Origin of the sequence: Pseudomonas sp. CVAP#3, from assembly GCF_018986375.1 — a bacterium.
Classification (GTDB): domain Bacteria; phylum Pseudomonadota; class Gammaproteobacteria; order Pseudomonadales; family Pseudomonadaceae; genus Aquipseudomonas; species Aquipseudomonas helvetica.
In genome coordinates, this window is sequence record NZ_JAHMSC010000001.1 from 220,064 (window position 1) to 241,714 (window position 21,651).

Sequence of the window (21,651 nt, forward strand, 5' to 3'; positions counted from 1 at the left end):
ATCGCAGCCTGCGGCAGCTCCTACAAAAACGGCGCCATAAAAAAAGCCCGCGTTGCCTGGAAAGGCAGCGCGGGCTTTTCAATGATGCGTCTGCTTACTTCTCGACGAACGCGCGCTCGATCAGGTAGTCACCCGGCTCACGCATACGCGGCGAAACTTTCAGGCCGAAGCTGTTGAGTACTTCGCTGGTTTCGTCGAGCATGCTTGGGCTGCCGCAGAGCATGGCACGGTCGTCTTCAGGATTGATCGGCGGCAGGCCGATGTCGCTGAACAGCTTGCCGCTGCGCATCAGGTCGGTCAGACGACCTTCGTTTTCGAACGGCTCGCGAGTCACGGTCGGGTAGTAGATCAACTTGTCACGCAGGGCCTCGCCGAAGAATTCGTTCTGCGGCAGGTGCTCGGTGATGAACTCGCGGTAAGCGACTTCGTTGACGTAACGTACGCCGTGGCACAGGATCACTTTTTCGAAACGCTCGTAGGTTTCCGGATCCTGGATGACGCTCATGAACGGCGCCAGACCAGTGCCGGTGCTGAGCAGGTACAGATGTTTACCAGGCTTCAAATCGTCCAGCACCAGGGTGCCGGTCGGTTTTTTGCTGATGATGATCTCGTCGCCTTCCTTCAGATGTTGCAACTGGGAAGTCAGCGGACCATCGGGAACCTTGATGCTGAAGAACTCCAGATGCTCTTCCCAGTTCGGGCTGGCAATCGAGTAAGCGCGCATAAGCGGGCGGCCATTGGGCTGTTGCAGGCCGATCATCACGAACTGGCCGTTCTCGAAGCGCAGGCCCGGATCGCGGGTGCACTTGAAGCTGAACAGAGTGTCGTTCCAGTGGTGAACACTGAGGACACGCTCGTGGTTCATGTTGCTCATGTACGGGGGACTCCTGGAGATTTTGTCTGCGCATGCTCTGCGCCAAGAGAGCGCTGCGCAATTGCATCGCATTCTAATGGCAGCGACAATATCTGTTAACTGGATTATTAAGATAAGGGTTATCGGTTATATAGATATGCGATTTACTCTACGTCAACTTCAAGTCTTCGTCGCCGTCGCTCAGCAAGAGAGTGTGTCTCGTGCTGCCGGCCTGCTCAACCTTTCGCAATCGGCGGCCAGCACCTCGATCACCGAACTCGAGCGCCAATCCAGCTGCCAACTGTTCGACCGCGCCGGCAAGCGGCTGAGCCTCAACGCCATGGGCAAACAACTGCTGCCGCAAGCGGTGGCCTTGCTCGACCAGGCCAAGGAAATCGAAGACCTGCTCAACGGCAAGTCCGGTTTCGGCTCGCTGGCGGTCGGCGCCACCCTCACCATCGGCAACTACCTGGCGACCTTACTGATCGGCAGCTTCATGCAGCGTCATCCGGAAAGCCAGGTGAAGCTGCATGTGCAGAACACTGCCAATATCGTGCAACAAGTCGCCCACTATGAAATTGATCTGGGTCTAATCGAAGGCGACTGCAGCCACCCGGACATCGAGGTACAAAGCTGGGTCGAGGATGAACTGGTGGTGTTTTGCGCCCCGCAACATCCGCTGGCCGCCCGTGGCCAGGCCAGCATGGAGGAGCTGACGCACGAGGCGTGGATCCTTCGCGAACAAGGCTCCGGCACGCGCCTGACCTTTGACCAGGCCATGCGTCATCACCGAAGCGCCTTGAATATCCGGCTTGAGCTGGAACACACCGAAGCGATCAAGCGCGCAGTGGAATCCGGCTTGGGAATTGGCTGTATTTCGCGGTTGGCGCTACGCGACGCGTTCCGCCGCGGCAGTCTGGTGGCGGTGGAAACACCGGATCTGGATCTGGCGCGGCAGTTTTATTTCATCTGGCACAAACAGAAATATCAGACGTCAGCCATGCGCGAGTTTCTCGACCTGTGCCGCGCTTTCACCGCCGGGGTTCAGCGCAGCGACGAGATCGTTCTACCGACGATTGCCTAGGGTGAAAACTCGCCGAGCGGCGATCAGGCAAGGCAAAAACAGGCGAGGAACGGCTGGGGTCGCACGCGACTTTAGGCACCTAAATGAGCATTATCCGCTGCGCGGCCCCTTCGGGCCGTCCTTCGGATGTTCTCACTCCGTTCGTCCGAGCCTGTTTTTAACGCAGTCTGGTCGACGCGCAGGCAGTTTTGTCAGAGCAGAATCACCGCCCACACCATCACGATCATGCTCAGGGCCATTAACTGAGCAGCGCTGCCCATGTCCTTGGCATTTTTCGACAACGGGTGCCGCTCGAGGGAAATCCGGTCAATTGCCGCTTCCACGGCCGAATTGAGCAACTCGACAATCAGCGCCAGCATGCAGACGGCAATCAGCAAGGCTCGCTCGACGTGGCTGACGTTCAGCACAAACGCCAGCGGAATCAGGACGACATTGAGCAGCACCAGTTGACGGAAAGCGGCTTCGCCAGTGAAGGCTGCACGCAGGCCGTCGAGAGAATAACCACCTGCATTGAGAATGCGCTTGAGACCGGTTTGACCTTTGAAAGGCGACATAAAGTAGGCAACTGAACCAGAAGAAGTAGAAAAGCTAGATCAACAGAAGTTAAAAAAGCGTGAATGAAAGCGCCATTAGTGGCTCGAAATTGACTCAAGTTGTTGCAACAACAACGCCGCCTGAGTCCGGGTACGCACCCCCAACTTGCGGAAGATCGCCGTCACGTGCGCCTTGATCGTCGCCTCCGACACACTCAACTCGTAGGCAATCTGCTTGTTCAGCAGACCTTCGCAGACCATGGTCAATACACGGAACTGCTGTGGCGTCAGACTGGCCAAGCCTTCGCTGGCAGCCTTGGCCTCGTCCGAAACGCTGACCGCTTCAAATGCCTGCGGCGGCCAGAAGACATCGCCATCCAGCACAGAGCGCACGGCTTGCTGAATCACTTCCAGTGAACTGGATTTGGGAATGAAACCGCTGGCCCCGAATTCACGGGAACGCACCATGATCGAAGCTTCTTCCTGAGCCGAAACCATCACCACCGGGATCTGCGGGTATTGACCGCGCAACAGCACCAGCCCGGAGAACCCGTACGCACCCGGCATGTTCAGGTCCAGCAGCACCAGATCCCAGTCAGCCTTTTCGGTCAGACGAGCTTCCAGCTCGGCAATGCTCGCCACCTCCACCAGACGAACCTCGGGGCCAAGGCCCAGGGTCACGGCCTGGTGCAGCGCGCTACGAAAGAGAGGGTGGTCATCGGCAATCAGGATTTCGTATGTGGCCATTTTTCAAATGATCCTGTTTTTTATGGCGGACCTGATGCATTCAGGTATCGCCAAGGCAACTCGAGGTACCGCCAGACAGCGGCACCAACAGGGCACGTTCAACGCCAAGAGCCGATAAAACCGGCGTTTCAATCTTCGTCCGCACCCCAATCGGCGCCAAGGATGCCCAGCGAAGCCTGGGTGGTCAAGCCGCAAACCTGTGGTTACCTGTCAGTATGGGCAACTCTCAGGACATGACCGGCGCTGTACGTTCAACGAAAGGCAGCAATTCTGTATGGGCCGGGGTCGAGACATTCATTTCCAGCTGATGCTTGGCATCGAGGTAATGCTGGCTGAACACATCGAAATAGGCATCCAGTGCAGATGCAGCGTCTACATCCCCCGCCAGATCCAGGCACAACGCAGCCACTTCCGCGGTGCACAGGTGTTCGCTGCGGGTAGATCTTCGCAGGCGGTACCGCGAGAGCTTTTCGGGAAGCAGGCTCAGGATCGGAAACCCGTCGAAATAAGGGCTTTTCCGAAAAATCTTCCTCGCCTCGGTCCAGGTTGCATCCAGCAGGATGAACAACGGGCGCTTCTCGCTGGTCGCCTCGACGGTATGAGTCACGCGTTCGGGAGCAACGTATTCGCCGGGAAAGACCAGATAAGGCTGCCATTGCGGGTCGGACAAAAGCTTGATCAATTGCGGGTCGATCTCGGTACGCGACCAGATAAAGGCAAAGTTATCCCTGACCACGTCTGCGATCAGCCAGCCGGTGTTGCTCGGTTTGAACACTTCCTTCCTGGTCATGATCAGGCAAACACCGGCCCGTGATTCGACCTGGGGACGCCAGTTACACAGGCAGTGGCTCTCGATCACCCGGCACGTATGGCAACGGGGCGCCCGTGAACCGCGGGCCAGAAAAGGCTTGGTGCTCTCCTCTTCTCGCTCATCGCGCAGACGGGCTACGGCGTTCGTGGCAAAACGTGGGGCTGCATCGCTCATCGCAGGCAGCATCCGCAGGGAAGGGATATCGACACAAAAAACACTCGGCAAGGCAGGAAGTCGCGGCAGTTTACCAGAGCAGCTCGCCCAAACCTGTACCGCCTACCCCCCGCTCGCCTATAATCCGCCGCCACTGAACGCACCGCCATGTGGCTGGTCGAAGCACCAGTCACTGAACCAGGAGAGTTTCATGCTGCGCCTTATCGTCCCCACCGCTGCCCTTCTGCTGGCCCTGCCCTTCAGCGCTCAAGCAGCCTCCCTGAATGACTTGAATCTGGGCAAGATGCTGGAAAAGGTTGCTGCGGAAAGTAACGTCGGTCTACCTCGGGAAATCAATGAGAACCTTCTCGACCAAGGCTACACGGTTGAAGGCAAACAACTGATCGACCACATCAGCGTGCAATCCGCCTATGCCGACGAAATGCGTGCCAACCCGAAAGTGGTTTATCTGCAACTGGGCGCCAGCGTTTGCCGCAATGCAAACTACCGCAAGCTGATGGCCAAGGGCGCGATCATGCGTTACGACTTTTCGGAAAACAAAACCAACCGCCCTGTAGGCTCGGCCAGCTACCAGGAATCGGATTGCCCTGCGCAATCGGCGCAAAAGAAAAAGTAATCGCTTAATCAGTGCGAACCTGCGCGTCGTTGCTCATCATCGGCGCGCAGCTCTGCCACCAGCGCCTGCAAATAAGGCGAGCGCCACTCTTGGCCTTCCAGACGCCGACGACATTCCTCTTCAAGGCTCACGTGATTGCGCGCGGCCGCCGACTGCAGCAATCGATACAGTTGCGCATCGACCTCCAGAATCACCAGGCTCATAGCCTGCCTCCTTGCACTTGATCGCCAATCATTGCGCGATGATCCCCTACAGCTCCTGAAGCCTTGCGCCTTGCCCTGGACGCAATGCTGTCGTGTTGTGTCTGTAACTGAGTAAATCAGAGCCATGGCCGTCCGACAGAGGTTCTGACGAGCGGTGACACTCGGTTGTGAACTCGCAATAAGTGATTGCCAGCGAAGACTTTCGAGGACCATGATCAAGTCAGCGCAACTCACCACAAGCGTCTAGATTCAATGTATTGGTGTTTAATGTCCGGGGCAGAAAAGGGGCTGCCCACTCAGAGTCCTGTCGTGCGAACGTTTCTTTCATCCAAGGGATAAGCAGAACCCGTCTGGATGACTCGACCGCCACTTCAACGCTTCATGGTCAGGTCGAGTCGGGTGTAGTGCCCAGCCCTCTTGCGGGCTGAGAGCGACACAAGCGGTGTCGCGGCTCAGGCGAATTTCTCGTTCGAGCCGAAGGTTCTGTGTAGAAGGAGAAGTTGAATGCCTTACCAACCGAATGACCTTCTGGTGCGTCACTTTCAGAGCATCGGCGTCGATCTCACCAGCAAGATCGAAGAGCAACTCAACCTGGTTTCACCCAATAGCCCGAATATTCCGATTTATCGCGACATGATGTTGACGGTCTTGCGCATGGCGCAAGAAGACCACAATCGCTGGAACGCCAAGATCACCCAGCAAACCCTGCGCGAGCTTGAGCACGCCTTCCGTGTGCTGGAGCAGTTCAAGGGACGGCGTAAAGTGACCGTTTTCGGCTCGGCACGTACGCCGGTTGAACATCCACTGTACGCCCTGGCCCGGGAACTGGGCGCAAAACTCGCCCAATCGAACCTGATGGTCATCACCGGTGCCGGCGGCGGCATCATGGCCGCTGCCCATGAGGGCGCAGGCCGGGATAACAGCCTTGGATTCAATATCACCCTGCCCTTCGAGCAGCATGCGAATCCGACCGTAGGCGGCACTGCCAACCTGTTGCCGTTTCACTTTTTCTTTACCCGCAAACTGTTTTTCGTCAAAGAGGCCGACGCGCTGGTGCTCTGCCCGGGCGGCTTCGGCACGCTGGACGAAGCCCTGGAAGTACTGACCCTGATCCAGACCGGCAAAAGCCCGCTGGTTCCCGTGGTGTTGCTGGATGCTCCTGGCGGCACGTTCTGGGAAAGTGCGCTGAACTTCATCCGCAATCAATTGGAGGCCAACCATTACATCCTGTCGAACGACCTGAAGCTGATTCGTCTGGTGTACACCGTCGATGACGCTGTGGCGGAAATCAATCAGTTCTACAGCAACTTCCACTCCAGCCGCTGGCTGAAACATCAGTTCGTGATCCGCATGCATCACAAACTCAGCGACCAGGCGCTCGAGCATATACAGGAGGCCTTTGCCGACCTGTGCCTGAGCGATCACTTTCATCAACATACTTACGCTGGCGAGGAGCACGACGAGGCTCAGTTCAGTCATCTGGTGCGGCTGTCCTTCACGTTCAACGCCCGTGATCACGGACGCCTGCGTGAACTGGTCGACTACATCAACCTGCCGGAAAACTGGGCCACGGCTCAGCCGCCTCAGACGCCACAGCGCAAACGGGAACAGCTCAAGGTTACTTGAGCAAAAAAAAGCCCGACTATTTCAATAGTCGGGCCCTTTCAGTCAGTCATCCATTCCTCGGCCGCTGAACAAGCGGCCAATCATTTCCATGGAGTATCCCCGATAGGCGAGGAAGCGCCCTTGCTTGGCGCGCTCGCGGGCGTCTATCGGTAAATGCCCGGCAAACTTGCGTCGCCAGGTCTCCTCCAGGTTCTCTTGCCAACTGATTCCGCTTTCACGCAGGGCAAGTTCGATATCGGCACGTTGCAAACCACGCTGGCTCAACTCTTCGCGAATGCGCAAAGGGCCGTAGCCGGAACGGGCACGGTAGGAAACGAAGCTTTCGAGGTATCGGGATTCGGACAGCAGCCCCTCTTCCGTCAGACGGTCGAGTGCTGTATCGATCATTTCATCAGAAGCGCCGCGCTGACGCAGTTTACGCGTCAGCTCGACTCGACCGTGCTCGCGTCGTGCGAGCAGGTCCATTGCGGTTCGCCGCACCGCGACGAGGGTATCGAGTACGGCGGTCATCGGATCAATCAGATATCAGCGTCAGCCAGATCATCGGCAGTCTCTTTGACCGGCGAAGCCTTGACGTCTGGAGTCGGCGTCAGCAGCTTGTCGCGAATCTGCTTCTCAAGAGTGGCTGCGATGTCCGGGTTATCCTGCAGGAACTTGGCCGAGTTGGCTTTGCCCTGGCCGATCTTGCTGCCGTTGTAGGCATACCAGGCACCAGATTTCTCAACGAAGCCGTGCAGTACGCCAAGGTCGATCATCTCACCGTTGAGGTAGATGCCCTTGCCGTAAAGAATCTGGAACTCGGCCTGACGGAACGGCGAAGCCACTTTGTTCTTGACGACTTTGACGCGGGTTTCGCTGCCGACCACTTCATCGCCTTCTTTCACCGCGCCAGTGCGGCGGATGTCCAGACGAACCGAAGCGTAGAACTTCAGCGCGTTACCACCGGTGGTGGTTTCCGGGCTGCCGAACATCACGCCGATTTTCATCCGGATCTGGTTGATGAAGATCACCAGGCAGTTGGCGTTCTTGATGTTACCGGTGATTTTACGCAGCGCCTGGGACATCAGACGGGCTTGCAGGCCCACGTGCATGTCACCCATTTCGCCTTCGATTTCAGCCTTCGGAACCAGGGCCGCCACGGAGTCGACGATAATCACGTCAACCGCGTTGGAGCGCACCAGCATGTCGGTGATTTCCAGGGCTTGCTCGCCGGTATCTGGCTGGGAAACCAGCAGGTCATCGACATTGACGCCCAGTTTGCCGGCGTATTCCGGGTCCAGGGCGTGCTCGGCGTCGACGAATGCGCAGGTCGCGCCAGCTTTTTGAGCCTGGGCGATAACGGACAGTGTCAGCGTGGTTTTACCGGAGGATTCAGGACCGTAGATTTCAACGATACGGCCTTTTGGCAGACCGCCAATGCCGAGCGCGATGTCCAGTCCCAGAGAGCCCGTGGAAATAGCCGGGATCGCCTGACGGTCCTGATCGCCCATACGCATTACGGCACCCTTGCCGAATTGACGTTCGATCTGACCCAGGGCCGCAGCCAAGGCTTTCTTCTTGTTGTCGTCCATTAAAGTCCTCACGTAATCAATAAGGCCTGACGGCCAACACCTGTATAAGTAGCCAGTATTATTCCACAGCGTTTCGAGATCGCCTACCCCTCATTTGAGATTTCTCCGGAGGCATACTGCAGCAACCCCTCTAGAGCGGCCTTCACCGTTTGTCGGCGGACGTCATCGCGGTTGCCGGCGAAGTATCGGCACTCCGAATACACGGCATCTCCGACCGCCCATGCGAGGCACACGGTGCCCACCGGCTTGTTCGGCGTACCGCCGTCCGGCCCCGCAATACCGCTGACCGCCACGGCAAAACGCGCGCGACTCTTGTGCTGGGCACCACGCACCATGGCTTCGACCACTTCGCGGCTGACCGCCCCGACCTCAGGGAACAACTCGGCGGGCACATTCAGTTGCAGGGTCTTCTGGCGATTGGAATAGGTGACGTAACCCGCCTCGAACCACGCCGAGCTGCCGGCAATCCGGGTGATCGCTTCGGCGATCCCGCCACCGGTGCAGGACTCGGCCGTGCTGACGTGGGCATTGAGCACCTGCAAACGCCGGCCTAGTTGCGCGGCAAGCTGGGTGATTTCGTTCACGATTCTCTCCTCGATCAGGCGGGCATGCGCACTACCGTACACGAGCGAATCACGCTTGCAAGACGCAGGCTAGATCAAAATGTTAATGAGCCAGGGCTCTGACATAGGCCTGACAGGCCTGCAAGGCAATCAGTCCGCGGTCGCCTGTGTCGGTGATGCCGATAATTCGTTGAGCATGCGCCGGCTCAAGTCGGGCTCGTAGGGCTGCATAACCCACGCTGCCGGTGCCGGAGGCGGCTGACACGCCACAACTGGTGTCGGCATCACGGGGGTCGACAAGGACTGACAGGCGCAAATCAGCAGTGGCAAGACGGTCGCGCAGGCGACCTTGATCACGTTGTGCATCGCTCAAGGCCTTTGAATAGGTTTGATCGCTGGCCTGAAGACGCTGCTCCAGGGCCAAGCGCTTGTCCTGTTCGGCGCGCTGTTGATTCGCCGCCGCCAGGGTCAGTTGGTTCAGCGCCTCGTCGTGCAACCTGGCTTGTTCCGCCAGTTGCCGACCGTAGCGCCAATCCTGAAGGTGCCAGGACGCCGCCGCGGCACCGCCAGCCACAATGGCCAGCAGCACAGCGACGCCGATAACCCGGTAAGAAACCGGTATCAGATCGAAGACTGGCATAACACCGCCCTCGCCCGTGTCCAGAGCTGCAAGCGTTCTTCCAGCCCATTCAACCCGCCGTTGATCCGGCGGGTGATGCTGTTGAACTGTTCACGATCGGCTAGTTCATTCAAACCGTTCAGCTCCCAGAACCAAGCCGCCGATTCGGCCGCCCATTGAGGCTGCTCGAGCAACTCAGGCAGGGTCAGCAAACGCTCATCCCCGAACAGTCCAAGGCTGCATCGACGATAGTTATCGCGCCCGGTGATCTGAATCAGCCCACGCCCCCGATAGCGCTGACCATCACCGTCAGCTTCAGGCGTATTGCCCAAGCGGACGGCCAGCGTGCCGGTATCGTATTTGCTGAGGTACTGGTCGTTGCCCAACTCACGCACATAACGCAACTGCCCCGACTCATGGCCGATTTGTGCAAGGAACGCGGCGATGCGTTTGGGGGTGTTGATGTTGTGGCGGGTCATGGCGGTGTTGAGGGCAGAAACGAAAACGCCCGCTTGGAAGCGGGCGTTGGGCATGATTTTGAGCAGTTGCCCTTCTGTTACAGGCATGAGAAGTCCTCGAGTTACTTTTGTTTAAGGCCGAAGAGTGAGCGCAGTGAATTCGTCGGCTCCCTGGATTCAGAAAACGTCAGAACCGGCCACTCGACTTCAAGTGGGTAGCCTGCTTGCTGTTCGATGCGGTTCAAGGCAACGCAGTAGCGTTTCCAGTCCAGCAGCGCGGATTGCTCCTGTTGCGTGGCATCACCCAGATCGACGGCATATTGAAGCGGCGCGATGCGCATCGAAGCCTCTCGTAGTAGAACATCACGTTCATTTTGAGCAGCAACAACTGCCGCCGCCAACTGCACTTGCTGATCAAGCTGCCAAGCTGAATCCGTCCAGACAAAGTAGGGCCCCGGCCTTGCAACATTAGTCACAGTATCGGGGAGCGCTCCTAGCTCGGACCACGTTAAAGGTTCACCTGTTTCGGTGCTGTAAACCACTCCACGCAGATCCAATGTTTCTTTAGGCCTACCCTCAATAAAGGCCCAAACACGTCCAGGGCCGGGGGCCGGTAGCTCTTGATCCAGCACTACAGCATTATCCGGTAGTTGAGCACCCAGTCCGGGTATGACCGGGAACTCTACCGGTCCGATCAAGGCCCCCGCAGTATCTATCAGGTAATTCATATTCATCATCTCAGATCAGTTTGAGTCGGCCGGGATAAGCCACGTTATGCGGGCGCGCTTCCGCCCCCCCATCATTAGATAAACCCGTACCAACAGGGGTTGTACCAACCAGTTGATAGGGAGCGGTGTATCTCAGCGACCAAATCGAAGTCTGTACAACCGCGCCATTTGCAGCACCTTCCCCCACTGCGACTGCAGTGGGTGTATGAATGTGCGCGCGGTTTTGATCATTTTGCACAACACCAGGATTGCGACCGGCATCTATACCGCGGCCTTCATCCAGGACCCGTAGAAACTCTCCACGCCCTTCAGGTCCGCGAAACGTAAGAGAGCCATCACCACTGCTCCACCCCCCCTCGGCACCTACACGAGTCGCTTCAGTCCACATCATTCCTGAAACACGGGCATGATCCCAAAGCCATGGCCATTCGGCACGACTGAGAATGGCGCCATTCAAAGCACCGTAACCACCTGGGCTGAACGCCGTTGTTGTTTCAAAAACCGGACGCCCCAGAGGGGTTGCATCGAACCTGCCCACCGGCCACCAACTGCCCAGACCATCACTACGTAAATGCCACCAATCTCCAGCGCCCATGAGAACGAAGAACGGATAACCCAGCGCGGACAAGTGCGTATGAAATTTAACTTTGTCTGTCCCGGAAACCTGTACGACCACCCGATTGCCCGTGTTGTCGACTCGACGAAGGATGACATCACGAACACCTAAAGCCGCACTGGAAGGTGGCAAACTTACAGTGGTTGCCCCTGCGCTTCCGTTGACCAAGACAAGTCCAAGCTCGCTTTCCGCCAAAAGCTTTGAACCCGAGACCGTTGTTACCAGAGCATTCATCGGACTGGCTTTCGCCATGATCAACTGCATCGCCTTCAACAACTGAGTATTGTCAGCTTCAGACGGTACTAAACCTGCCCCTGCAACAACCGCCAGAATTTCCTGAGTAACACTGTTACCCCATGTCGCGGGAATCAAAGACCCCGGCGTCCCGGCAACCGGGTTTTCATCTACAAACTTGCCATTCACCAGCCCTATGCCGGGGACACTCTTTGGATAATCCAATGTTCCACTCCTTATAAGCTTTCTATTGAGTGATGGCGGGTTCTACCGGTTTCACCGTTTTTCTGACCCGTGCTTTCCTGACGGGAGTAGCCATAACGCTGACGGGGGCAAGCAGCACCGGCCGCGCTGTCAGTACGGGAAAATCTTCGGTAGCCGGCCAATTGCGCAAGTCACGGCGGTAAACTTGCAGGCTTTCGTACTCTGCGGCGAATAACGTCGTTGCAACGCCCGCCTCCAACTCGTCGCGATGCCTTGCAACCAAACCGTCGGTTTGAAACAGTTCGGAGTCGCGCCACGCGCGTTCATTTGACGCAGACACTTCAGCTGACACAGACGGAGGATCAACAAGAATCGGGTAACCATCTTCAGGACGCACAGAGATCATCTTCGGCGACCCAGCCAATGTTTCAAGCAACGAAAGCCAATATGCCCTGGGAATTTCTATTACGTCGTCAGGGATATCCGCCCCATTTAACCCAACGACATAAACCCCTCGTGTTCGCGCGCTAAACAATACTGTACCGTTCAACTCAATACCCCTTTGCAATGTAATTAACACTCCAGCCAGCCGCCATCTGCCCCGTATAGTTTCGAACCCTAAGTCGGCAACCTTGTTTTGTATTGCTACCAACAATAAGAATGACCATTGCGATATCACCACCGACATGATTGGCGACAACCGAAACACAGGCATTGGGAAAAGAGACCGGAAAAGTCACATACATTTCTCCATTCGCATCTGTCACACCATAACCCCACTGATCCATGTTGCCACTCGGATACTTCTGATACCCAGAAGCCCCGGTAACACCGGCGAACAAGGTGGCGTACTTCAGACTGGCAGTACCGTAAACCGTCCAGACCCCGGACTCTTTGACAAAGGTCGCATTTTCGCCCGACGTCATCGTTATGCTGTTGAGCATGGCGCCTTGCGGACTGATTTGAGCCCCCGAATTACTGGCCACAGTAACAACCGAACTGGCACGACAATGCAGGCTTATCACCGCGCCAGCAGGAACCGCATTAACATCCGGCAACGTCACCGTATAACTTGTCGTTCCGCCAATGCCTATCGAACGACCAACGTCTGCGACTGTAAGTTGCTCTGATGCAGCGATGCCACGTGAACCTGCATAGTTTCCGAGTGCACGCTGCACAAATGCAGAGGTCGCCACCGACTTTCCCGTATCAAACTGTGGCGGTGTAACAAACAGATTGGAACCGCGCAGTGCTCCCAGTAGCTGATTGTTCGACGCTTCATCCGGTGTCAAACCTGCGGCCTGTACAACACTCAGAATTTCCTGAGTGACGCTATTCCCCCAACTTGCCGGAATCAACGAGCCCGGTGTACCCGCCACCGGGTTTTCATCGACAAACTTGCCATTCACCAGCCCTATGCCGGGTGTGTTTTTTGGATAGTCCATAGTGTTTATCCTCCAGCCTTGTTTGACCGGAATATTTGAACGAAAACAAAAACGCCCACTGGGTTAGTGGGCGTCAGACATGTCTTTCAAGAGACTTTTGCTCATCGTGAGCCAGGGCTAACCCGCTGCGCTCTACTGCGACAGATCGCTCACGACGTTATGCAGGGCCAGAATGGCTGCATCGCACACTTCTTTGGCCCGTTCTGTCCGGCCCTTGGCGACTTGAGCCCTGATTTGCTCCTTGGCTTTCAAGCGCAGGGTGCGCAGGGTCAACAAGTTGCTATTGAACCCGGCCGATTTGCCAAGAATGTCGTCGGCTGCCTCTTGGGCTGTTCGGCCTTTGATGGCCCACGCGCTCACGGACAGCGGGACGGCTTTTTTGGGATAACCTGCGTCCTTGAACGCCTGCGCATCGTTGGCAGCGCTCGCATATTCCATAGCGCGCAGCGGATCACCGGTCAGAGCCTTACGGGCGGCGTCTGCCGCCGCGTCTACTTGGGAGCAAAGGGCTTCTGCATCCTGGCGCTCCGTCGCTGTCACTTTGGCGGGATCCAGCACCCATTCGGCACCATCCCAGTCATGGGCTTGCGAAGGCTGAACAGGACGAAGTTCGTCTTCGAATTGATGCATTTCCTGAATGACTTTCATCGGATCAGCTCCCAGGACAGATTGACGTTTACGGCGTTCGAAAAATTGACGGCAATGCCGACGCTGTAGTCGGTGAGCGCCTGGTGACTTTTTATTCCCATACTGAGCAGCAACTCATCACTTTCAGCACTGGTAGAACCCAGCGTGTGCTCTGCCTGATACACCTGCCAAAGAGAGCGAAGTTGTGAGTGATCAAAACTGGCGGTCAGTGCCGATACCGTTACATCGTTTAAAACATTGCTGGTGAACAGGATGCAGGGGGTCGGGTTTGCCGGATCGGCCCAGCCCACAGCATGATTGGAACTTGTCGTTGAGACTGGAGACAGGTAGCAATAATTACCACCTACCCAGCCTGCCTGCGGAAAAGCCAGCGTAGTGATTGCGGTCGGGGAAGGCGTAGGGTTGCCGGCAACCAGACGCGCAGCACGCGCATGTGGATCAAGAGGCAGGTAAACCACACCTGTGCCATTCACAGTCTGAGTCCAGGTCAATCGCGCACGGTTATAGATTTGGCGTACCGTAGGTACTGTTCCGGGTACACCGGTCGCTACCCAGGCAAGGCACATGTCCAGCGGCGTGGACTGAAAACCACCCCCGGCGGTCCCATTCACGGTGCCCTTCAGCGAATCAGGGGCACCGTCATAGATAGTTCCCCGCTGCATGTAGAACGTCAGCGCACCACCAATGACCTGAGCCCTGAGGAAGTACCCCGAACTCGGCAGCAAATCCGCACTGCTCCATGCCGTTGTCATGAAGGTCCGGGACCGGCCGAGTTGCCCTGCCAGCACTTCCTGACCGATGCTGATGTACACACCCGCCGGGATCGATACTTTCCCGCCACTGGTCGAAATGGCTGTCGGTGTCACCGGCAGACGCGCATCAGGTGTCGCTACCGTCGGCAAAGGCAACGCCGCAAGCGGCAACGCCAAATCCTGATTCCAACCCTTGGCGGTGACGCTCTGAATCGCCTGTAACAGCTGATCGTTCTTCGTCTCATCCGGGGTCAACTCGCCCGCCTTGATGACGTTCACAATCTCCTGGGTTACTCCATTACCCCACGCCGCTGGAATCAGCGACCCCGGCGTCCCGGTCAGCGGGTTTTCATCGACAAACTTGCCGCTGATCAACCCGGCGCTGGGTACACTCTTCGGATAATCCATTTCCTATCCCCTAGTCATAATTGATATGCACCAGCGTATGAGCCGGTGCGCTGCGATGTATCAGGCACTCCAGCGCGGAGCCCGGGTTCATGCCAAAGTGCTCGCCCCAGTAGCTGGCGCCAAAGCGCCGCCCCAGCAGCAAGCGGCCGCCAGTGTTAAGGGTCCACATGAACTGCGCCTGCCAGGTACCGAAATGCGCCGCACCGAAACGCGAGCGGCCCATGCGCGGGGCTTCGAGTTCGGTGATGGTGGCGTTCGGATAGCCCTGGGTGCGGGCGATTTCGACGAAGTAGCTGATCGCCTGGCTGCCGACCGCGAGCAGTCGCCGGCGTACCGCGAGGCGGCGGTCGTCGAACAGCGGAGTCAGGCCCAGGCACGGATCGGGCAGATTCATCACCCGCTCCCAATCCGGCACCAGTTCGCTGACGCCGGCCGGGTCCATTTCGTTGAGCAGGTCGGCGGCGCGGGCGTCGAGACGTGCCAGTTCCTGGGAGACGCCTTCCAGCACTTGCTCCAGTTCCGGCACCCGCTCCGGGTCCCAGGCCGGGCCGCTGGGCAGCAGGCTGCGCAGTTGGGCCTGGTATTGTTCGGCGGTTCTTATTGCAGCCATACGCAACCTCCGAACGTCAGCAGCTGATTGCTCGCGGCCGTAACGTCGGCGGCTGGCGCGACCAGTTTGTGATCGCTCTCGCCGGTGGCGCTGCTGATGGCTTCGGCGATGTGGGTCAGCAGCAAGGTTTCCCCGAGCCCGGCCTCGCGGTTGTGCAAGTCGCGCAACTGCGCTTCGACGGCGGCGCGCACGGCGCTGGTGTCGGGGGTCAGGCGCAGGTTGTAGGTCACCGGCATCTGCACCGGCGCCAGCACATGCAGTTCGGCAGTGACCGGACGCAAAGGCTCGATGTGCGCCTGGACCAACGCCAGTTGTGTCGCGTCCGGAACCGGTTGCGGGTCATCGTCACGCATGACGAACAAACCGACAGTGCCTGGCCCCAGATAGCTGCCACGACACCAGGCGCGGGTGATTCCCGGGCACTCCAGCGCCCAGGTTTCATAGTCTTGCGCCGAGCCGCCGTGAGGGATGATGCGGTACGAGCGAATCACCCGCGAGCGCAGCGATTCGAGGCTTTCGCGGGCAATGCCACCGGTCAGACCCGGCGCCAGCACGCTGAAGACTCCGCCGATGCCCTGGATCGGTTGCACCGGAATCAGCGTCATACCCGCATCGGCATTGCCGAGAGAACCGGCGTCCAGCGCAGCGATGGTGGTGCTGTTGAGGCCATTGCTGGTGGTGAGCGCGGCGGTCACTTTGTAGGTGCGACCGTCGCTCGATTGCAGCAAGGTATCGACGTCCAGCACCGCGCCCGCCGTGGCGCTGAAGCTGACGCTGCCGCGGGCGGATTGCGCCGCTTTACGCGGCTGGTTAAGGCGTAGCGCGGCGATGCGTTCCAGGGTGGACTCATCGGCTTTGTCCGGCAGAATCTGCTCGGCGATCCAGTCCAGATAGCCATACAGGCCAAAGGCTGCACCGCCGAGGGTTCGGGCCAGAACTTGCGCATCGGACTGGCGCAGCGAATCGCTGGCCAGGTCGCTTTGGGTGCGCTTGATCAGCACCGGCAGCGAAGGCGTTTCAAACGGCATAGGTCACCTGCCAACTGTGTTCAGGGTTGATGTCCAGACGCTCACCGTCGGCCAGGGTCAGGACCGTGCGCAGGTTCAAGCGCTGGTCGTCGAGGCGTTCACTGAGGATCTCGATGGCGCTGCAATGGCCGTCGTCGATCAACCATTGCAGGGCTTCGCGAGCATAAAACTCGGCGTCGAGCTGGGTCTGCCGGGTCAGCTTGACCCGACGCAGCAGCCACAGACGCGAGCCGATACGGTCGTCGGCCACCGTGGGAAAACTGTCGCCCCACCAGCCAAAGCGCTCGTCGTCATCGAGGAAGTCATCGTCGGCGGCGCGGCGCCAGGTGAAGAGGCTGATCAGCACCGAACGGGTCAGTGCGGTTTTGAGGTCATGACTGATAAACATCACTGGCCTCCTGCAGGTGCAGCGGTCTGACCGTTGCCCGGCTGGACGCCCGGATGCACGTGTTTGATCTGGCTGATACCGCCGGCGATCTGGTCGCCCTGGGAGACGATCTTGCCGGTCTGGGTCAGGGTCGGCGTGTCGATGTTCACAGCGCTGCTGGCGCGGATGTTCAGCGTGGTGGTTTCGATGTCGATGATCCGTCCGCGCTTGAAGTGGACCTTGTCACCTTCGTCGGTGTAGATCGCCACTTCACCGGGCGCCAGCGCCTTGAGGCGATAGCGGCGATCGGCGACCACCAGCACCACGGCGTGGGAGCGATCGCCGCCGAGGAAGGTCGCGATACCTTCGGCGCCGGCCAGCGGATTGCTGGTGAAACCGTAGGGTTCGAAGTGCTCCATGTCGTCGTTCACTTCGCCGGCAGTCAGGCGCATTTGCAGCGATTGCAGCTTGGTCGCCGAATTGGCGAGCACGACGGTGCCGCGCGCCAAGAGGCGTGTCAGTAGGCTCATTATGGGTTCCTCGTAGGAGCACGGCTTGCCGGCGATAGGGGCAAATGCGCTAGGTCAGACAAGACGCTTCGCGGGCAGGCCTTGCTCCTACACAAGTGCGCCGTGCTCAGGATTTTGGGGGCACAGGATTGGCGTCGAAGGTATGCGGCGGCGCCACTTGCAGGGTGGTAATGGAGCCCTGCTCAGAGAGCGAGTAAGTGACCTTCGAGATCAGCATGTCCTGATCAAAACCCAGCACCTTGTCGATCACCCGAACCAGCGTGTTGTGCCGCCACAAATCGCCGTTGGATTGCCGCCAGCCCTGCACGCGGTAGGTTGTTGTCAGGGCCTTGCCAGTGCGGGTGGCGCTTTCCCAATCGGCGCGTTGTTGAGCCAGTTCTGGCGTCAGTTGCGCGCTTTCGCTGATCACCGTGACCCGTTTGCGTTGGGCCGTGGCATCGGTCGCCACACCCGACACTTCGCTCACAGCGCTACCGCTTTTGCTGTCGCTGCCCTTGTGCTGGCCGATTACCTGGTATTCAGAAAACACCTGGCTGAAATCCATCGGCGCGTTGGCCGAGAGAATGTTCTTGCCCAGTTCCAGCACATCACTGGCCCGTCCGCCGCTGCCGGGTTTCGCCAACAGCACGCGGCCTTCGGCATCGTCGGTGGAGAACACCCGGTACAGGGTCAGCAAGCGGTCGATGGACTGGAACACCGTTTCTCCCGGGACGATGCTGTGTTTGTTCAACTTGGCGGTTTGCGCGATCTCGCTGACCACCCCTACGCCATAAGGCGATGCCAGGGCCTGGACGATGCTCAGCACGCTTTGTTCCTGCCATTGGCTCGGACGGTTGATCGCTGCGCAATCCACCAGGTCCCGGGTCAGCGAACTGCCCTCGATACTCAGGCTGATCTGCTTGCCGTCGTAACTGATCGGTGCCTTGTAGACATGCCCCGTGAGCACCAGATCGCAACCGATCCGCACTTGGCAACGCGAGCCGGGGTTGATCGGCACCGCCAGGGTTTGCCCCGGCCATTGCCAGGTGATGTTGAGTGTGAAAGTACGGAACTGACGCTCCAGGTCCGCACTGATTTCCACGCTTTTCCAGCCGCCATAATCCAGACCGTTAACGGTCAGGCTGACGGCGTTTGCAAGGTCGGTCATGGTCTACTCCCGGGCGATTTGCAGGCCGCCCGGAGGCAGGAATCCAAAGTGAATCACCCCGTTGCGTTGCGTCACTTCACTCACCCGAGTGGCATCCCCCAGGTATTTGTAGGTGAGCACCAGCGCCGGCATGCTCTGATTGGGAGACAACGTGATCAGCCGCACACCGGAGGATGCCACCGCCGTCAGATGCCCGAACAGTTGCTGGCGCATGGCATTGAGCGCTTGATAGTGCACGGCGTCCGCCTTCAGCGCGGCTTGCCAGATGGCTTCATTGAGCGCATCGCGCAAGGTCAGCACATCGTCGGCCACCGGCACGTCCACCCGCTGCACCGGCTGCACCGCTTGCTGCGCGAGGGACGGCGTGGAGTTCAATTTGACCACGGGAGTGGCCACCGGCATCCGCGCCACCTGATAGCCGAGCTTCACCAACAACGCGTCCTGCACCAGATTGGCCATGGCCTGAGCCGCCGCCACCGTGTCCTTGCCAGTGGTGAGCTTGGGGGCGTCGATCTTTTTCACCGCTTCAACCTGCTGCGAGGCGTTGGCGAGCACGCCACGATAACCCTCACGCGCGAAGTCCCCGAGCTCCTTGATGTCGCCGAGCAACCCCTTGAACTCCGCGCTCACTTCACGGGGCAATTCCTTGATCGCCTTGACCAGCAAACTGAGCTCCTTATAGGTCTCGATCACCTCCTTGAACTCGTGCTCGATAACCTCGTAGACGTCTTTGAGGCTGTCGCGCAGTTCCTTGATGCCGATCCGCGCTGCCTTGATGAGGCTCATGGCATCTTCGAAGCGGCGCACCATCGACCCCAGCAAGCTGTCGGCCGACACCAGCAATTGCTCGCGAGTGTTGACCTGAGCGGTGGGAAACTGCAGCGGCTGGTCGGGGTAGAACCTCAGGGCGAACGTCACCAGCCCGCCGTCCTGGCGGGTCTGGGTCATTTCGCACTCACCGACCTTGACCTGCATCCGCCCCAGCCACGGATGAACCAGCTCACCCGCGCCCTCCTCCAGCGCCTTGAGCAGTTTGTCACGCTGCTCCAGGCAATCGGGCCCGACGATAAACGCCGTCAGGTCGTGGATCTTCGCCTGTTGGCCAAGGCCCTCGAAAAACGGCTGGTCACGCTGGGGATACTCATGCAATTGACCTTTCTGGCCGACCGGGGTTTTCGCCTGATCGACCCAGAATCCGACGCCGCGAAACGACGCCGGCAACAAACGATCACGCCAACTCATTGGAACCTCCTAGAGACAGTGAGCGATAGCCAATCTGCGACGTCACGGCCAGGCCAGGTTGGTTGGTCTGTGGTTGATCGGTACGCATGCCGGCCGGTGCATTTTCAAAGCGCACCGTCAGGCCGCCCTCCAATTGCGCGCGGTTGTTGGCGGCGCTTTGTTGCACCAGGGCGTTGGAGCCTTTAGGCAAATCGCCGGGCAGCGACGATTGATCGTTACTGGCACCGAAAAACGCTGGCGCCAGTTCACCTTTGCCTTCGGCGTTGGTTTTCTGTTGCGCCTCGGTCAAGCCTTCGACCTTGCCGGTGATCTTCGCAATGAAGCCACTGACACTGCCGCCGAACAGGTCCTTGATCGGTTCGATAATCGCCTTGAGCTTTTCCCACAGCCCACTGAACCACGCGATGATCGGTGTCCAGTGCTCGGTAATCATCTGCATCGGTGACCAGTCGAACAGCGTTTTGAACAGTTCCCCGACCGGGGCCGTGACACTGGTCAGCGAGTCCCACAAGCCGGAGAAGAATTCACTCAGTGGCTCCCACGCCGCACTGACCTGCGCCATCGGCGACCAGTCGAACAGACCTTTAAAGAAGTCCACCACCGGCTGTGTCATCACCTCCAGGGTTTGCCACAACTCAGAGAAATAATTGCCCAACGGGTCCCAGACTGCGCTGACCTGCACCATCGGCGACCAGTCGAACAGGCCTTTGAAGAAGTCCACCACGGGCACGGACAGTGCCCGAAGCAAATCCCAGATCGCTGAAAACAATCCAACCAGCGGTTGCCAGTTGTTAACGATCATCCCCAACGGAGTCCAGGAAAACAGTGTCTTGAAGAAGTCGATGACCGGCACAGCAACGGCTTTGACCCCTTGCCAAAGCGAACTGAAGAAGCTGCTGATCGGCCGCCAGTTGGCGATGATCAGCCCCAATGGCGTCCAGCTGAAGATCACCTTGAACGCGTCGAACAGCAGCGAAGCCGCCGCTTTGATCACGTCCCAGAGCGCCGCGAACACCTGACTGATCGGCCCCCAGTTATTGATGATCATCCCCAGCGGGGTGAAGGCGAACATCGTCTTGAAGAACTCGACCATCGGCATGACAACCGGTGCAATCTCTTGCCAGAGCCCGACGAAAAACGCCGAGATCGGCTTCCAGTTCGCAACGATCACCCCGGCCACCAACGCAATACCCATGGCAACCAACATCAGCGGGCTGGTCTTGAGCACCGTGCTCATCAGGTCAAGCGCTTGCGTGGTGGCGGTGACCGCGGTTTGAATCGCGGAGAACGCGATAGCGCCCGCGGCAATGCCCTGGACCAGCTCCGGGTTGTCGTTGAGCAACGTTCCGACGCCATTGAGCAACGGCTCGAGACCGACCACCACCGCGCTGACTGCCGGCAGCAATGCCGCGTCAACCGCGACCGAGACCTTGTCCATCGAAGCGCTGAAAACGTTCAGGTTTTGCGCAGCACTTTTGGGCACACTCGGTACATCGACGCTTTTTGCCGTCTCACCGACCTCAGCCAATTTGCCCTGGAACGCTGCCGCCGACTTGATACCTTCGACGAAGGGTGTGACCACGCTACCGCCCTTGAACAACCCGCTGATGTCCAGCTTGCCCATGCCGGCCTGCTCAAGGTTGGTTTTGAAGCCATCGACTTTCGCCCGAAGGGCCGCGAGCTTGGGTGACAGCTCATCGATGCCTGTCAGCAAGACCGCTTTTTTCTCAATCTTTTCTGTCTCTGCCATCACTGCACCTGCTGCATCGCATTGATCCGTTGCGCGTGCTCCAGTGATTCACGGAGCACGTCCAGTGGCCTGGCCATCATCTGT

26 protein-coding genes are annotated in these 21,651 nt (G+C 58.5%); 3 read left to right on the top strand and 23 right to left on the bottom strand.

What is annotated here, in order from left to right; genetic code table 11:
* Window positions 1-94 precede the first annotated feature (94 nt).
* Window positions 95-874: a ferredoxin-NADP reductase gene (gene fpr / locus KRR23_RS01015; protein ID WP_003189055.1), complete on the bottom strand. Its 780-nt coding sequence runs from the start codon at window positions 872-874 to the stop codon at window positions 95-97.
* 136 nt (window positions 875-1,010) lie between these two features.
* On the opposite strand from fpr, the gene KRR23_RS01020 reads away from it, so the two are divergent.
* A complete protein-coding gene (locus KRR23_RS01020; RefSeq protein WP_024264819.1) occupies window positions 1,011-1,937 on the top strand; it encodes a LysR family transcriptional regulator in 927 nt (308 codons plus the stop codon).
* Window positions 1,938-2,128: 191 nt separating this feature from the next.
* Here KRR23_RS01020 and KRR23_RS01025 read toward each other — a convergent pair whose 3' ends face one another.
* The 3 genes from KRR23_RS01025 to KRR23_RS01035 all read right to left on the bottom strand — a co-directional run bounded on the left by KRR23_RS01025 (window position 2,129) and on the right by KRR23_RS01035 (window position 4,202).
* The gene (locus KRR23_RS01025; protein WP_216740990.1) at window positions 2,129-2,491 is read right to left on the bottom strand and encodes a diacylglycerol kinase; all 363 of its coding nucleotides are present in this window, start codon (window positions 2,489-2,491) and stop codon (window positions 2,129-2,131) included.
* Window positions 2,492-2,566: 75 nt separating this feature from the next.
* Entirely contained in the window at window positions 2,567-3,217 is a 651-nt protein-coding gene (erdR, locus tag KRR23_RS01030; protein ID WP_071551583.1) for a response regulator transcription factor ErdR, read from the bottom strand.
* Window positions 3,218-3,443: 226 nt separating this feature from the next.
* Window positions 3,444-4,202: a tRNA-uridine aminocarboxypropyltransferase gene (locus KRR23_RS01035; RefSeq protein WP_216740991.1), complete on the bottom strand. Its 759-nt coding sequence runs from the start codon at window positions 4,200-4,202 to the stop codon at window positions 3,444-3,446.
* Window positions 4,203-4,392: 190 nt separating this feature from the next.
* On the opposite strand from KRR23_RS01035, the gene KRR23_RS01040 reads away from it, so the two are divergent.
* Entirely contained in the window at window positions 4,393-4,818 is a 426-nt protein-coding gene (locus KRR23_RS01040; RefSeq protein ID WP_216740992.1) for a PA3611 family quorum-sensing-regulated virulence factor, read from the top strand.
* Between the two features lie 8 nt (window positions 4,819-4,826).
* Here the strand turns inward: KRR23_RS01040 and KRR23_RS01045 are convergent, their stop codons facing one another.
* A complete protein-coding gene (locus KRR23_RS01045) occupies window positions 4,827-5,021 on the bottom strand; it encodes a hypothetical protein (RefSeq protein WP_054595969.1) in 195 nt (64 codons plus the stop codon).
* A 504-nt stretch (window positions 5,022-5,525) separates the two neighbouring features.
* On the opposite strand from KRR23_RS01045, the gene KRR23_RS01050 reads away from it, so the two are divergent.
* Entirely contained in the window at window positions 5,526-6,647 is a 1,122-nt protein-coding gene (locus KRR23_RS01050) for an LOG family protein (RefSeq protein WP_216740993.1), read from the top strand.
* Between the two features lie 42 nt (window positions 6,648-6,689).
* On the opposite strand, the gene recX is transcribed toward KRR23_RS01050, so the two are convergent.
* From recX to KRR23_RS01140, 18 genes are all read right to left on the bottom strand, one after another.
* Window positions 6,690-7,157, bottom strand: a complete 468-nt coding sequence (gene recX / locus KRR23_RS01055; protein WP_054595967.1) for a recombination regulator RecX — start codon at window positions 7,155-7,157, stop codon at window positions 6,690-6,692.
* A gap of 8 nt (window positions 7,158-7,165) precedes the next feature.
* Window positions 7,166-8,218 (bottom strand): recombinase RecA, encoded by a 1,053-nt coding sequence (gene recA, locus KRR23_RS01060; RefSeq protein WP_054595966.1) that lies wholly within the window; start codon window positions 8,216-8,218, stop codon window positions 7,166-7,168.
* Window positions 8,219-8,301: 83 nt separating this feature from the next.
* Window positions 8,302-8,802, bottom strand: a complete 501-nt coding sequence (locus KRR23_RS01065; protein WP_216740994.1) for a CinA family protein — start codon at window positions 8,800-8,802, stop codon at window positions 8,302-8,304.
* A gap of 82 nt (window positions 8,803-8,884) precedes the next feature.
* Window positions 8,885-9,421, bottom strand: a complete 537-nt coding sequence (locus KRR23_RS01070) for a lysis system i-spanin subunit Rz (protein WP_216740995.1) — start codon at window positions 9,419-9,421, stop codon at window positions 8,885-8,887.
* Complete coding sequence (locus tag KRR23_RS01075; protein WP_216740996.1) at window positions 9,403-9,966, bottom strand: glycoside hydrolase family 19 protein; 564 nt, start codon at window positions 9,964-9,966, stop codon at window positions 9,403-9,405. Before KRR23_RS01075 ends, KRR23_RS01070 begins: the two co-directional genes overlap by 19 nt.
* A 14-nt stretch (window positions 9,967-9,980) precedes the next feature.
* A complete protein-coding gene (locus tag KRR23_RS01080) occupies window positions 9,981-10,592 on the bottom strand; it encodes a tail fiber assembly protein (protein WP_253911865.1) in 612 nt (203 codons plus the stop codon).
* A gap of 4 nt (window positions 10,593-10,596) precedes the next feature.
* A complete protein-coding gene (locus KRR23_RS01085) occupies window positions 10,597-11,661 on the bottom strand; it encodes a phage tail protein (protein WP_216740997.1) in 1,065 nt (354 codons plus the stop codon).
* 22 nt (window positions 11,662-11,683) lie between these two features.
* Window positions 11,684-12,190, bottom strand: coding sequence for a phage tail assembly chaperone (locus tag KRR23_RS01090; protein WP_216740998.1), 507 nt, complete (start codon window positions 12,188-12,190; stop codon window positions 11,684-11,686).
* A 1-nt stretch (window position 12,191) separates the two neighbouring features.
* The gene (locus KRR23_RS01095; RefSeq protein ID WP_216740999.1) at window positions 12,192-13,085 is read right to left on the bottom strand and encodes a phage tail protein; all 894 of its coding nucleotides are present in this window, start codon (window positions 13,083-13,085) and stop codon (window positions 12,192-12,194) included.
* 132 nt (window positions 13,086-13,217) lie between these two features.
* Entirely contained in the window at window positions 13,218-13,733 is a 516-nt protein-coding gene (locus KRR23_RS01100) for a phage tail protein (RefSeq protein WP_216741000.1), read from the bottom strand.
* Window positions 13,730-14,893: a phage tail protein gene (locus tag KRR23_RS01105; protein ID WP_216741001.1), complete on the bottom strand. Its 1,164-nt coding sequence runs from the start codon at window positions 14,891-14,893 to the stop codon at window positions 13,730-13,732. The genes KRR23_RS01100 and KRR23_RS01105 overlap by 4 nt, the downstream gene beginning before the upstream one ends.
* 10 nt (window positions 14,894-14,903) lie before the next feature.
* Entirely contained in the window at window positions 14,904-15,503 is a 600-nt protein-coding gene (locus KRR23_RS01110; RefSeq protein WP_216741002.1) for a YmfQ family protein, read from the bottom strand.
* Window positions 15,491-16,531 carry a baseplate J/gp47 family protein gene (locus KRR23_RS01115; protein ID WP_216741003.1) on the bottom strand — a complete coding sequence of 347 codons (1,041 nt, stop codon included), beginning with the start codon at window positions 16,529-16,531 and terminating at the stop codon, window positions 15,491-15,493. Before KRR23_RS01115 ends, KRR23_RS01110 begins: the two co-directional genes overlap by 13 nt.
* Window positions 16,521-16,919, bottom strand: a complete 399-nt coding sequence (locus KRR23_RS01120) for a phage GP46 family protein (protein WP_054595959.1) — start codon at window positions 16,917-16,919, stop codon at window positions 16,521-16,523. The genes KRR23_RS01115 and KRR23_RS01120 overlap by 11 nt, the downstream gene beginning before the upstream one ends.
* Window positions 16,919-17,428 (bottom strand): phage baseplate assembly protein V, encoded by a 510-nt coding sequence (locus KRR23_RS01125; protein ID WP_216741004.1) that lies wholly within the window; start codon window positions 17,426-17,428, stop codon window positions 16,919-16,921. Before KRR23_RS01125 ends, KRR23_RS01120 begins: the two co-directional genes overlap by 1 nt.
* Before the next feature lie 106 nt (window positions 17,429-17,534).
* Window positions 17,535-18,575, bottom strand: coding sequence for a phage baseplate assembly protein (locus KRR23_RS01130; RefSeq protein ID WP_216741005.1), 1,041 nt, complete (start codon window positions 18,573-18,575; stop codon window positions 17,535-17,537).
* Window positions 18,576-18,578: 3 nt separating this feature from the next.
* Entirely contained in the window at window positions 18,579-19,817 is a 1,239-nt protein-coding gene (locus KRR23_RS01135; RefSeq protein WP_216741006.1) for a DNA circularization protein, read from the bottom strand.
* A complete protein-coding gene (locus KRR23_RS01140; protein ID WP_216741007.1) occupies window positions 19,804-21,567 on the bottom strand; it encodes a phage tail protein in 1,764 nt (587 codons plus the stop codon). Before KRR23_RS01140 ends, KRR23_RS01135 begins: the two co-directional genes overlap by 14 nt.
* Between the last annotated feature and the right edge of the window lie 84 nt (window positions 21,568-21,651).

Coding starts and splice junctions, on each gene's coding strand:
- fpr (WP_003189055.1), bottom strand. CDS start 874: ATGAGCAACATGAACCACGAGCGTGTCCTCAGTGTTCACCACTGGAAC.
- KRR23_RS01020 (WP_024264819.1), top strand. CDS start 1,011: ATGCGATTTACTCTACGTCAACTTCAAGTCTTCGTCGCCGTCGCTCAG.
- KRR23_RS01025 (WP_216740990.1), bottom strand. CDS start 2,491: ATGTCGCCTTTCAAAGGTCAAACCGGTCTCAAGCGCATTCTCAATGCA.
- erdR (WP_071551583.1), bottom strand. CDS start 3,217: ATGGCCACATACGAAATCCTGATTGCCGATGACCACCCTCTCTTTCGT.
- KRR23_RS01035 (WP_216740991.1), bottom strand. CDS start 4,202: ATGAGCGATGCAGCCCCACGTTTTGCCACGAACGCCGTAGCCCGTCTG.
- KRR23_RS01040 (WP_216740992.1), top strand. CDS start 4,393: ATGCTGCGCCTTATCGTCCCCACCGCTGCCCTTCTGCTGGCCCTGCCC.
- KRR23_RS01045 (WP_054595969.1), bottom strand. CDS start 5,021: ATGAGCCTGGTGATTCTGGAGGTCGATGCGCAACTGTATCGATTGCTG.
- KRR23_RS01050 (WP_216740993.1), top strand. CDS start 5,526: ATGCCTTACCAACCGAATGACCTTCTGGTGCGTCACTTTCAGAGCATC.
- recX (WP_054595967.1), bottom strand. CDS start 7,157: ATGACCGCCGTACTCGATACCCTCGTCGCGGTGCGGCGAACCGCAATG.
- recA (WP_054595966.1), bottom strand. CDS start 8,218: ATGGACGACAACAAGAAGAAAGCCTTGGCTGCGGCCCTGGGTCAGATC.
- KRR23_RS01070 (WP_216740995.1), bottom strand. CDS start 9,421: ATGCCAGTCTTCGATCTGATACCGGTTTCTTACCGGGTTATCGGCGTC.
- KRR23_RS01075 (WP_216740996.1), bottom strand. CDS start 9,966: ATGCCTGTAACAGAAGGGCAACTGCTCAAAATCATGCCCAACGCCCGC.
- KRR23_RS01080 (WP_253911865.1), bottom strand. CDS start 10,592: ATGAATATGAATTACCTGATAGATACTGCGGGGGCCTTGATCGGACCG.
- KRR23_RS01095 (WP_216740999.1), bottom strand. CDS start 13,085: ATGGACTATCCAAAAAACACACCCGGCATAGGGCTGGTGAATGGCAAG.
- KRR23_RS01100 (WP_216741000.1), bottom strand. CDS start 13,733: ATGAAAGTCATTCAGGAAATGCATCAATTCGAAGACGAACTTCGTCCT.
- KRR23_RS01105 (WP_216741001.1), bottom strand. CDS start 14,893: ATGGATTATCCGAAGAGTGTACCCAGCGCCGGGTTGATCAGCGGCAAG.
- KRR23_RS01110 (WP_216741002.1), bottom strand. CDS start 15,503: ATGGCTGCAATAAGAACCGCCGAACAATACCAGGCCCAACTGCGCAGC.
- KRR23_RS01115 (WP_216741003.1), bottom strand. CDS start 16,531: ATGCCGTTTGAAACGCCTTCGCTGCCGGTGCTGATCAAGCGCACCCAA.
- KRR23_RS01120 (WP_054595959.1), bottom strand. CDS start 16,919: ATGTTTATCAGTCATGACCTCAAAACCGCACTGACCCGTTCGGTGCTG.
- KRR23_RS01125 (WP_216741004.1), bottom strand. CDS start 17,428: ATGAGCCTACTGACACGCCTCTTGGCGCGCGGCACCGTCGTGCTCGCC.
- KRR23_RS01130 (WP_216741005.1), bottom strand. CDS start 18,575: ATGACCGACCTTGCAAACGCCGTCAGCCTGACCGTTAACGGTCTGGAT.
- KRR23_RS01135 (WP_216741006.1), bottom strand. CDS start 19,817: ATGAGTTGGCGTGATCGTTTGTTGCCGGCGTCGTTTCGCGGCGTCGGA.
- KRR23_RS01140 (WP_216741007.1), bottom strand. CDS start 21,567: ATGGCAGAGACAGAAAAGATTGAGAAAAAAGCGGTCTTGCTGACAGGC.